Origin of the sequence: Acidaminococcus hominis, from assembly GCF_022484025.1 — a bacterium.
Taxonomy (GTDB): Bacteria; Bacillota; Negativicutes; order Acidaminococcales; family Acidaminococcaceae; genus Acidaminococcus; species Acidaminococcus hominis.
Window position 1 is genome coordinate 2,403,439 of the sequence record NZ_JAKVMG010000001.1, and the last position, 11,872, is coordinate 2,415,310.

8 protein-coding genes and 1 pseudogene are annotated in these 11,872 nt (G+C 51.8%); 7 read left to right on the forward strand and 2 right to left on the reverse strand.

Annotated elements, in window-relative coordinates; all coding sequences use genetic code 11:
- The first annotated feature begins 119 nt into the window (after positions 1-119).
- The 7 genes from LKE88_RS10855 (at position 120) to LKE88_RS10885 (ending at position 9,429) form a co-directional block, all read left to right on the forward strand.
- Positions 120-3,110, forward strand: coding sequence for an ESPR-type extended signal peptide-containing protein (locus LKE88_RS10855; RefSeq protein ID WP_105326894.1), 2,991 nt, complete (start codon positions 120-122; stop codon positions 3,108-3,110).
- Between the two features lie 241 nt (positions 3,111-3,351).
- Complete coding sequence (locus tag LKE88_RS10860) at positions 3,352-4,359, forward strand: N-acetylmuramoyl-L-alanine amidase family protein (protein WP_276803577.1); 1,008 nt, start codon at positions 3,352-3,354, stop codon at positions 4,357-4,359.
- A 189-nt stretch (positions 4,360-4,548) separates the two neighbouring features.
- A complete protein-coding gene (locus LKE88_RS10865; protein ID WP_270441598.1) occupies positions 4,549-5,154 on the forward strand; it encodes a flavodoxin in 606 nt (201 codons plus the stop codon).
- A gap of 150 nt (positions 5,155-5,304) precedes the next feature.
- Positions 5,305-6,636, forward strand: a complete 1,332-nt coding sequence (locus LKE88_RS10870) for a purple acid phosphatase family protein (RefSeq protein WP_270441596.1) — start codon at positions 5,305-5,307, stop codon at positions 6,634-6,636.
- A 146-nt stretch (positions 6,637-6,782) separates the two neighbouring features.
- Positions 6,783-7,658 carry a diaminopimelate epimerase gene (dapF, locus tag LKE88_RS10875; RefSeq protein WP_105326898.1) on the forward strand — a complete coding sequence of 292 codons (876 nt, stop codon included), beginning with the start codon at positions 6,783-6,785 and terminating at the stop codon, positions 7,656-7,658.
- Between the two features lie 63 nt (positions 7,659-7,721).
- The gene (locus LKE88_RS10880; RefSeq protein ID WP_105326899.1) at positions 7,722-8,921 is read left to right on the forward strand and encodes an LL-diaminopimelate aminotransferase; all 1,200 of its coding nucleotides are present in this window, start codon (positions 7,722-7,724) and stop codon (positions 8,919-8,921) included.
- A 55-nt stretch (positions 8,922-8,976) separates the two neighbouring features.
- Positions 8,977-9,429, forward strand: a complete 453-nt coding sequence (locus tag LKE88_RS10885; RefSeq protein WP_146109056.1) for a hypothetical protein — start codon at positions 8,977-8,979, stop codon at positions 9,427-9,429.
- Between the two features lie 81 nt (positions 9,430-9,510).
- Here the strand turns inward: LKE88_RS10885 and LKE88_RS10890 are convergent.
- Positions 9,511-10,597 (reverse strand): annotated as a pseudogene (locus LKE88_RS10890) (alpha/beta hydrolase).
- 20 nt (positions 10,598-10,617) lie between these two features.
- A complete protein-coding gene (locus LKE88_RS10895; RefSeq protein WP_270441592.1) occupies positions 10,618-11,802 on the reverse strand; it encodes an MFS transporter in 1,185 nt (394 codons plus the stop codon).
- Positions 11,803-11,872: the final 70 nt, after the last annotated feature.

The following is an 11,872-nucleotide window of genomic DNA, read 5'->3' on the forward strand; positions in this document are numbered from 1 at the left end:
TGCCAAAAAAGCGCCCTTTCTTGCCAATTGTAAATTTTCCTGTAAAGACTTTGGTATAGTGTAGTTAATAGGAAGGATACAATAGCCCAAACTGTGGGAGAAGAAAAGAGGGAAATTGTATGAACAGGATCTATCAGGTCATTTGGAATCGGGCACGGGGAATGTATATGGTGGTGTCCGAACTGGCTAAAAGCCGGTCCAAGGGCAGCGGGGCCGGGGGTAAACGGAGCAAACTGTTCCAGCCCGCAGCGGTTCTGGCTGTACTGCTGACCTTTGGCGTAGGAGGAAACGCCTGGGCAGCCGTCACTATAGGGACAACAGATCCAGGAGTCTCGGCCACCGTGTATACCACCGATGAAGTGTACACCAAGATTGAAGTGAATGCAGAACTGGAGAAAAAAGCAGATCTTAATACGGACGGGAAAGTTGCTGCTGCTGTCAAAGCGGACACTGCGGATATCGCTACCAATGCCACTAACGATGGCAATGGAAAAAATATTGCAGATACCTATGCTACCCAGGAAAGTGTAAATGCGGCATTGGAAAAAAAGGCAGATGTTAATGAGGACGGGAAAGTTGACGCTGCTGTCAAAGCGGATACCGCCACTACGGCAACCAATGCCACCAATGCCACCAACGATGGAGAGGGAAACAACATTGCAGCTACCTATGCCACCAAGACGGCACTGGCGGGTAAGCAGGACAAGATTGCAGATTCTCTGACGATTGATGGTGCTACTGGGTCAACCATTATCAATAACAATACTATAAAAGTTCAAGATGATGTTAACACCTGGCATTCCACTACCATCACCAGTAGTTCCATTGATTTTGGCAGCGGCGCTACTACCATTAGTGAAGACTTTATTGGAACGACCAGCCTCTCTGCCAGTAAACTCACAATGGATACGGAATCGAATCCATCGATTACACTATACTATCAGAGAGGAAACTATACTACTACCATTGATGCAACGCAAATAAAAACTTCTACCCTCACCGGCACCTCCGGGGTTAATGACGGCAGCCTTAAAGCCGGCACTTACGTTGCGACCACAAGTACCGTAGGCCAGAACCTGAATGCCCTGGATACCGCAGTGGGGAACGAGAAAACCGCCCGCATCGCTGCTGATACTGCCCTGGCCGGTGCCGTAAATGGCGGGATGGTCATTGGCAGTGACAATGTCCTAATGAAAAACAGCACTGCTGTCAATGCAGAAACTGGCGCAGTGACCAATAGCCAAACGGCAGTGGATACCCTGATTATCAACCAAGGAAAGGATAACCAGGTGACCATTGATGAACACGGCATCAAGGTGGGTACGAACAGCTCCCTGATGGATGACGACGGTATTTATACCGGCGGCGATTCCTACAACGACGCCAAAGCAGCCCTTAAAGCCACCGGGGAAATCAAAGGGGCGGACGGCAAATTCACGGTAGATGCCGAGGGCAGCCTGACCGCAGTTTCTGGTACCATCGGTACAGTGAATGTAGCAACTGACGGTACGGTGACCGGTGTCAAAGACCTTACGGCCAGCGGCACCCTAACCAGCGGAGACACCAATTCCAGCAACTATACGACCATTAGCGCGGGCAGTACCCACTCCGAAAATGAGAAGATTGATAGCGGCACGCTTTATACCAGCGAAGCCACTTTTGATGAAAAGGGCAGCACCGTAAAGGTGAAAGATGACATAGCCAAAGGCTCCAGTACGTTGACCGCGGGACAACTGGAAAATGTCGTCAGCAGCAACGATGAGAAGACGAAATCCACCTTCCGGCAAACCACGGGTCAGATTTTGGCGGAGGTGACAGCTGGCACCAATACAACCAGCAGTACCCAGACCGCGCAGGATATTACCAATCAGGCAGCCACTGGTACCATCACCAATAACGCCAAGAACCTGGTGAATACAGCTGCCGATGGCATTACGCATACGGCTGGTACGAGCATCCTGGACGTGGTAGGGAATACGACGGTGACTACGACTACAGAGGGTACGACTTTTGAAAACACAGGTCACAGCACGGCTTTGGAAGGCGGTTCGCTTACGAAGACGACGATTTCCGGGAATACCCTCCAAACGGGCAAAGCAACCATGGACTATGCGGAGGTCATGAAAGACCTGGGGGTCCGGGGCAGTGCCGCCATCGACCAGAACCTGACAGTAAAAGGTGCTTCGGACTTGCAAGGCAGCGTTACGGTAGGCAAAGAGCTGGAGGTGAAAGGCAATACCAAGCTGGACGGTACCTTGGAAGTGGCCCAAGCAGCTTCCTTCAAGGATATCGTCACGCTGGAAAAAGACCTGAAGGTGGGCGGCAATGCTTCCATAGCCGGCGAAGTATCGGCCAGTTCCTATAAGATTGGGGACAAGACCTACATTGACAAGAACGGCATCAACGCCAATGACCAGAAAATCACCAATGTGGCACCGGGAGAACTGGCCCCGGACAGCAAGGATGCGGTAAACGGCAGCCAGCTGTATAGCACTAACCAGCGAGTGGACAGGCTGGACAGCCGGGTGGACAAGGTGGGGGCCAGCGCAGCGGCCCTGGCTAACCTCCATCCCCTGGATTTCGATGAAGACTCCAAAGTCAGCGTGGCCGCCGCGGTAGGGAACTATGGCAGCGCAGCCGCCGGTGCCCTGGGCGTATTCTACCGGCCTACTGACCGGGTAATGCTTAATGTCTCTTCCAGTTTTGGCAATGGCGAAAACCTGGTAGGCGGCGGGGTAACCTTTAAACTGGGCCGGAGCAGCAAACGGCTGGAGCAGGCTGAAAATACCAATGCCGCTTTGGCGAAACAGGTGAATGAACTCCAGGCACGGCTGGACGCTCTCTTGGGGGCACTGAATCCCCATATGAGCAGGGAATTTCCGGATGTGCCGGCCAACCATTGGGCTTATGAGGCGGTCAGTAAACTGGCCGAGAAAGGTATCCTCAAAGGGGAGGCAGACGGCAAATATCATGGTGACCGGACCCTGACCCGCTACGAAATGGCGGAAATCATCTATAACGCCCTGAGCAAAGGGGCCAAGGCCGAAGTCAAACTGGTGCAGGAATTCCGGCCGGAACTCCAGGCCCTGGCGGCTAAGAGACAGGCGTAACCCACTAGCTGAAGTAAATAAAACCTGAATACCCTTGCAAATTCACCCTGGCAATCCAGCCAGGGTGAATTTGTGTTACGCAGCGGCAGAAGGCCTGTAAGCTTGTCTTCAGCTATTTTTACTGGACCTGCAAAGCATAGGACGAAACAGAAAAATAGGTTTCTTTGGTTGACAGGTTTGCTGACACTAACTATAATTTAAAAGCGAACGCAAATTATTTGCAAGTAAGGAGCTGAAAGACTTGAAAAAATGGATTGTTTTGTTATTGCTGTTTTTTTGTTTTTGGGGCAGTGCAGAAGCGGCAGGGCACATTGTGGGTGTATCTTATGGAGTCAACCAGAAAGGGCAGCTAGGGGTTGTGATTGAATCGGATGAGCCGCTTCCTTACAAGACAAAAATCTTGGAAGGAGAGGCCCATATTTTTATTAATGGCATACTGGAACCCTCAATCGCTCCCATCTACCAGCCGCGTGAATCCACTCACGTAAGGACGGTCCGTTTGCAAAAGACGCCAAAAGGGACGTTAATTCATATCCATACGGATGAAAACCCAACCCGGGCGGATTTTAAGATATTTGCTTTGAAGGCCGATGCGGAAACAAAACGGCCGCCGCGCATTGTAATCGACGTGGCGCCTGTATTCGAGCGAGAATACAGGGTAGGGGGCGGACTCAAAGGGAAACGGATTACGCTAGACCCTGGTCATGGGGGTTCCGATCCTGGGACCCATGGCCTTGAAAGCGGGCTCAAGGAAAAGGAAGTAACCCTGCCTCTTGCCCTTCGGGTAAAGAAGCTCCTTGAACAGAAGGGAGCAACGGTCTATTTAACGCGATATAGTGACCGCGATGTTTTTGGACCTACGGCTACGGATCAGCAGGAACTCCAGGCCCGCGTTGATGTGGCCGAAAAGACCCGTTCTGACCTGTTTCTCAGTATTCATTGCAATGCGAGTACGAATCGCAGTGTTGGAGGCTATTCCACGTATTATACGCCCAAGACACCCTATGATAAGAACTTTGCCTATGACCTACAGACTGAGTTAATGAAAACGGCTGCTGTGACGGATCGAGGCATCTTTGCTTCCCGGCTGTACGTCAATCGCAAATCTTCAATGCCCAGTGCTTTGGTGGAATGCCTGTTTATGACGAATAAAAGGGAGGAACAGCTGCTGCTCTCCGAGCATTTCCTGGATAAAATTGCAGAGGCTATTGCGCGGGGAATTGAAAAATTTGAGGAGGCTGGAGTGTAGGCAATTGGCGGAGAAAATATACTGGCCCGCTAAAGAACGGACTCCATTGCTTTTTATGATTACTTTTTCCTATCATGGATAATTCTCAATAGGTATTTGTTATTTTCCCTTACCCTGACTATAATTGTTGTAGGAAAAACATACTTGTTTTCCGGGTATTTAGTTTGACTTTTTTTGGGAGGGGTTATTATGTGGAAAAAATTGATGTCCGTTCTGGTCTGTTGTTTGGCCCTTGTGGTGGGCGCCTGCGGAGAAACGGCTTCTACGGCAGCACCGGCTGGCGGCAATAAGGCGGCAGCTGCAGCGGACAGCAGTGCCGCAGCTGAGGGCAAAACCTTGGTAGTCTATTTCTCCAATACGGGAAATACCAAAAAGGTGGCGGAAGCTCTTGCCCAGGAAACCGGCGGCACCCTGTATGCTATCGAAGCGGCCCAGCCGTATACGGCGGCCGATTTGGACTATAACAACAACGATAGCCGGAGCGTAAAGGAACATAAGGATCCGTCCATCCGTCCTGCCATTAAAGGGGATGTGGCTGACTGGGGTTCTTATAAGACCGTTTATATTGGCTATCCCATCTGGTGGGGACAGGCTCCCAATATTCTCTACACCTTTGTAGAAAACCATAATTTCGACGGCAAGAAAGTGATTCCTTTTGCTACTTCCTACAGCAGCTCTTTTGGCAGCAGCGGCTCCAACCTGGCCAAAGCAGCAAAAACCGGCAATTGGCAGGAAGGCAAACGCTTTGCCGGCGGCGCTGGTGCAGCTGAAGTAAAGGATTGGCTGAAAAAATAAGCTTTGTCTAAGGGCACCCACGGCAGTGAGTGTCCTTTCTTTCTGCCCGGCTGCCAGCAAAAGGGGCTTCTTTTTTTCCCAGGTTTCGGTATAATAAAGAGTAATATTCTTACCAAAGAAACCCAATTTACAATCAGGAGGATTATGGATATGCACAATAAATGGCTCCGCAGATTTTTGAAGCTGCTGCTTTTTTTGGTCTGCCTGGCAGGTTTGGGCGCTGCCTTTTGGCAGTTCGCCCCCAGCTACGCCAAGGCCCCTGTGCTCCAAGCTCTGCGCTGGGGCCAGGAGAAAGCCATCCACTACGATTTGATTTCCGGTTCGGAGGTGACCAATATCCGGCAGGTAATGACTGCGGATCCTTCCACCAGCCGGACCATTATGTGGCAGTCTTCCTTTGCCCAGGAAAACCCCGTGGTGGAATACCGGGTAAAGGGCCAAAATGACTCCCAGACGGTTTCTGCAGCAGAGGAGAAGTTCACCGATGGGGGCAAGGAAACCTACATCCATACGGCGTATTTGACCAAGCTGAAGCCGGGAACGGACTACGAATACCGGATCCGCTATGCCAAGAAGGCAGGAAACTGGCTGGCACTTCATACGTTTAAGGGCAATGATTTTAAGGCGCTGGTATTCCCGGACTCCCAGTCCAGCGATTACAGTGTCTGGAAGGAAACGGCTATGCCCGCCTGGGAACGGAACCAGGATGCCCAGTTCTTCATCAACATGGGGGACCTGGTGGACAATGGGGAGGATGCTTCCCAGTGGAATGCCTGGTTTGACGTGGTGGAACCCATGGCGGAAAAGATTCCGGTGGCGCCTCTTATGGGCAACCACGAAACCTATAACCTGGACTGGAAGGTTCGCCGGCCGGAAGCCTATATGAAACTGTTCTCCCTGCCGGCCAATGGGTACAAGGCCTATCCCAACCGGTTTTATTCCTTCAATGTGGGAGATGTGCACTTTGTGGTGCTGGATACCCAAACCCAGGAAATGGCCGATTTTGAGCCCAGTCTTTTGGCGGATGAAATGGCCTGGTTCAAGGCAGATATGGCCAAAAACCAGAAAAAGTGGAATGTGGTGCTGATGCATAAGGATCCCCTGCAATACGCCTTTAATCCGGAAACCCGGCCCGGCGCCGACCGGAAAGAGGGCTTTTCGGAAGAAGGCCGGCAGTGGATGCCCCTGTTTGACCAGTACCATATTGACCTGGTACTGTCCGCCCATCTGCACACCTACCGGAACCGGGGCATTATCCAGAACTTCCAGCGGGCGCCCCAGGGGCCGTTATACATTATTACCGGCGTGGCCGGCAATGTGCGGTATCCTTCCCTGTGGGCCCGGCATAGCCTGGATGTGATGGTGGCACCGCAGCCGGAGACGGATAACTATCTGGTGCTGGAGAAGCAGGACAATATGCTGCGGATTCGCTGCTACCTGCCCAATGGCACGCTGCTTGATACGGCAACGGTGGTCAAGTAAAACTGAACAAAGTATACAAAATTATGAAAACTTGTCACGAAAATGTGACAAGTTTTTCTTTACAGAATGGACAGAATGCAGTAAAATACTACTATTATTGAGAATTCTGCTCCCTGTGGGGCAGAAGGCAGAAGGAGGTTGTTGCCTTGAAGCTATCATTCACAAAGATGCATGGCTGTGGAAACGACTATGTGTATGTGAATTGTATGGAAAAGATGCTGCCGCAGCCGGGGAAAATTTCGGAGCTGGTGAGCCATCGCCGTTTTGGGGTTGGTTCCGATGGTCTGATCTGCATTTGCCCGTCTGAGAAGGCGGATTTCCGTATGCGTATGTTCAATGCCGATGCCTCAGAAGGCAAGATGTGCGGCAATGGCAGCCGCTGTGTGGCCAAATTTGTTTATGACAAGGGTTTGACCAAAAAGGATACCATTACCCTGGAAACCCTGGCCGGGATCAAAACCATCCATATGACGGTCCAGAACGGCAAGGTGACGGAGGCCGAAGTGGCCATGGGCAAGGCCGAAACAAGAACGCAGCTGATTCCTATGCAATGGGACGCAGAGACCTGCATCAACCAAGGGGTGACTTTCACCCGGCCGGATGGCAGTACCTTCCAGGTACAGGGAACGGCGGTATCCATGGGCAATCCCCATTTTGTCCTGTTTGTGGACGAGGTGGAAACGGCTCCGGTGGAAGAAGTGGGCCGCATCATTGAAACCTCTCCGGTCTTTCCGGAACAGGTCAATGTGGAGTTTGTCCAGGTAATCGATGCCAACCACGTGAAATTCCGGGTTTGGGAGCGGGGCAGCGGGGAAACCTGGGCCTGCGGAACCGGCGCCTGCGCAGTAGGCTATACGGTGCTTACCCTGGGCAAAGCCGGCAAACCAGGAGAATTCGTCAAGGTGGAAGCCAAAGGCGGTATGCTCCAGGTGAAGGTCCAGCCCGATGGGGAGATTATCCTGAAGGGACCGGCCACCACTGTTTTTGAGGGAGAAATGGAACTTCCCGATAACTTGGATTGACTTTACCCCATTGCTAATTTAAAATAAACATATAAGAGTGCTCAGCACATAAAGGAGATTACTATGGCTTTAGTAAATGGCAATTATGCAAAATTAAAGGACAGCTATTTGTTTTCTGATATTGCAGCACGGGTAGCTGCTTTCACCAAAGCCCATCCCGAAAAGAAATTGATTAAAATGGGCATTGGCGATGTTACCCTGCCGCTGGCTCCTGTAGTTGTGGATGCGATGACCAAGGCTGTCCAGGAAATGGGCAAGAAAGAAACCTTCCGGGGTTATGGCCCTGAACAAGGTTACGATTTCCTGCATGAAGCCATTGTTGCCTACTACGCTCGTCATGGAGTGGAACTGGACAGCAAGGAAATTTTCATCAGCGATGGTGCCAAAAGCGACTGCGGCAATATGACCGACCTGTTTGACGACAGCAACGTAATCCTGGTTCCGGATCCGGTTTATCCCGTTTATGTGGATACCAACCTGATGCGCGGCCGCAAGATTTTGTACATGAACGGCACTCCGGAGAACGGCTTCCTGCCCATGCCGGACTTTGATGTAAAAGCCGATATTGTATACCTGTGTTCTCCCAACAACCCCACCGGTGCCGTTTACACCCGGGACCAGCTGGCAGTTTGGGTAGAATACGCCAAGAAGTATGATGCCATTCTGCTGTACGATGCAGCTTACGAAGCGTTTATTACGGATGAGAACATCCCCCGCTCTATTTACGAGGTTCCCGGCGCCAAGGATTATGCCATTGAAATCTGCTCCTTCTCCAAGACGGCAGGCTTTACCGGCACCCGCTGCGGCTACACCGTAGTTCCCCTGGGCCTGAAACGGAAATCTCCGGAAGGCAAGGAAATGAGCCTGAACAAAATGTGGCTGCGCCGGCAGACCACCAAGTTCAATGGGGTCAACTACATTGTACAACGGGGTGCAGAAGCTGCCATGTCTCCGGAAGGGGAAAAGGAATGCGGCGAAATGCTGGCTTACTACCGTGAAAATGCCCGCATGATCATGGAAACCTTTGACAAGAAAGGCTACAAGTATTTCGGCGGCAAGTATTCTCCTTACGTTTGGATGCAATGTCCCAACCATATGGGCAGCTGGGAATATTTTGACCACCTGCTCAATGACCTGGCCATTGTAGGCACTCCCGGCGCTGGTTTCGGCACCATGGGGGAAGGTTACCTGCGTCTCAGCGCTTTCGGTACCCATGAGGGCACCAAGGAAGCCATGGAACGGATTGAGAAAGACAGCATTTAAAATTGTTTTTTACCAACCAGAGTCAATTCTTAAAAACAGGAAAGGGTGTTTGCGTATGAAGAAATTAGCATTAGCATTGACCGCCGTTTTGTCCATGGGTTTGGCAAGTATGGGTTTTGCCAGCCCCGCCAGTGACCTGTTGAATCAGGAAGAAAAGACCGTTACCCAAGTAGTGAACCTGCTGCAGGGCCAAGGCGAACTGGCTGATGTATCCAAGAACTTTACCCCAGAATTGCAAAAGAACTTTAACGATAAGGCTCTCAGCAATATGCAAAAGGGCGTTACCGACCAACTGGGCAAAGTCAGCGATGCTACCCTGGTACGGCTGGACAAGTTCCCGGATGCAGACCGTCTGATCTACTTGGGCAAAGCAAGAAAATCCCCGAATGTGCAATTGACTTTCCTCTTTGTGACCAAAGACAAGAAAGCTTTGCTCCAGGGCGTTAACGTGACTCCGGTAGAAATCAAAACGGAAAATACCCAGGATAAGGCAGCTGCTGCCAAATAAGTTTCTTGGGAAATTATCCAAAAGGCTTGCAACAAAAAATTCCTGACCCTACGGGGCCAGGAATTTTTTTGTCTGTGGTATTTAGTTTTTCAGATACTTGGTGAAGAATTGGGTGAGTTTGCCCCAGGGAATCAGGTCCACCTTATCGTACAGGTCCACATGGCCGGCGCCCTTTACGTAGTACATACAGTTCCTTGGGTTCTGCTGCCCGGCGGTAGGCGTCTTCGCTGAATTCCTTGGAATGGGCCTGGTCGCCGGTAATAAACAGCATGGGCCGGGGAGAGATGGTCTCGATATCTTCAAAGGGATAGAAGTTCATAAACTTTACGTTGCTGACCAGGGTCGGATGGGTGGTATGTTCCGGATTTTCTCCCGGCGTAGTGTAGGAGCCCCGGGTGGTGCGGTAGAAATCATAGAATTCCTTTTGGATGGGGTTGGTGCTGCTGTCAATGGCGTGGGTGGTGCCGCTGGTATATTTTACGGGAGCTCCGTCAGCTTCTGCCCAGCGTTCCTGGGCGGCCTGTTCCAGAATGGCCTTGCGCTGTTCCACGGTCTGGGATTTGTTCAGGCCCCAGCGGTTGGCGTTGCCCATATTGTACATGCTTACGGTGGCTACGGCCTTCATCCGGGGATCAAGCTTGGCGGCGCTGATGACGAAACTGCCGCTGCCGCAGATGCCCAGAACCCCGATCTTATCCCGGTTGACAAAATTCTGCTTGCCCAGGTAATCCACGGCGGCACTGAAATCTTCGGCGTAGACATCGGGGTTTACGCTGTTCCGGGGTTGGCCTTCGCTTTCGCCCCAGTAGGACAGGTCAATGGCCAGGGTTACAAAGCCCTTTTCCGCCAGCTTTTGGGCGTACAGGTCGGAGCTTTGCTCCTTTACGGCGCCCATGGGATGGCCCACAATAATGGCCGGAAGTTTTTCTGCCTTTTTCAGGTCTTTGGGTACAAACAGGCTGCCGGCTACCTTCATATCATACAGGTTCTTAAAAGAAACCGTCTGTTTGGTCACCTGGCTGCTCTTGTAAAAGTTGTCAGGATGGCCGGCGGTATCGGTGGGAGCCGGGGTAGTGGCCGGCAGGGGAGCGAAGAAATCAGCTGCCTGGGCTTTTCCCGTATAGCCTACTGCTGAAAAGACGCTGCTGCACAGCAGCAGGGATACCATTATTTTTTTTGCTTTGGACATCATAATACATTTCCTCCTTTTTGCAGTACAGAAATTGGGGTACCGGATTGGCTGGTACGCCAGAAAATAAACAGGGCACTGACAGCAGCAAAGAAAACGCCGCCGCTTAAAACGAAACTGGTTCCATAGCGGTCAATCAGCTGGCCGCAGAGCAGGCTGGCAGCCATGGTGCCCAAATTGGCGGCTGTCAGGAACAGTCCGTTGGCAAAGGCCGCAGCTTCCGGGGCCGCAGTGGTCAGCCAGTACTGGTTCATGTTGGCATTGATGCCGCCCAGAATTCCCCAAAGAAGAATTACCAGAGCGGTAAAGCTGGCGGAAGTGCCGGCCAAGCTCAGCAGCCCATACAGGGCGGCCAGCACAAAGGGAAAGGCTTGGACCGAAGAGCGGGGAAAGCGGATCAGGAGGCCGCCGGAAATATAGCTGCCCACCACATTGGCCAGCCCATAGAGCAGCAGCAGCAGACTGACGTTTTGGGGGTTCAGGCCGGTGACCCGGTCCAGATAATCTGCCAGGTAGCTGAAGACACCGAAGACGGCTCCGTTCATAAATACCACGGCCAAAATGGCCTGCCAAACTACGGGCTTTTTCAGTACGGCCAGCTGGCTGCCATAGCTCAGAACCTGATGCACAGGCAGGGAGGGCACCCAAAGCAGGGTTGCCAGGAAGGCCAGGGCTGTTACTGCTGCGAAAAACAGCAGGGACGCTTCTAAAGAAAATTGGGCGGCCAGAAAGTTGCTGACGGGAACGCCTACCACCATGCCGGCGGCGGTGCCAATCATTACCTTGCCCACGGCTTTGGGGACCTCACCAGCGGGTGCCTCCTGGGCGGCTGCGGCAAAGGCCAGGGAGCAGTACACCGGATGAAAGAAGGCGGGAATGATCCGGGCGGCCAAAAGTACGGCAAAACTGTCGGTAAAAGCAGAAAGCAGGTTGCATACGGCGAAAAGCCCCAGCACAAAAAGCATGACGGTTTTCCGGTTGAAGCGGGAAAACAGCAGGGGCATAACGGGCCCGGCCCCGGCAACTACCAGGGCGAACAAGCTGACCAAAAGGCCTGCCTGGGAGATGGGAACGGAAAAGCGTTCAGCCACAGCGGGCAGAATGCCAATGACTCCCATTTCCGTATTCAAGATGCCGAATACGCCTATGGCTAAAATAAAGAGAAATAAACGCAGGTTTTTCATAGACTCTCCTTTCTGCAAACAGTATAAACTAGGAAAAGATGAATAACAAATACCTATATACTTTTATAAA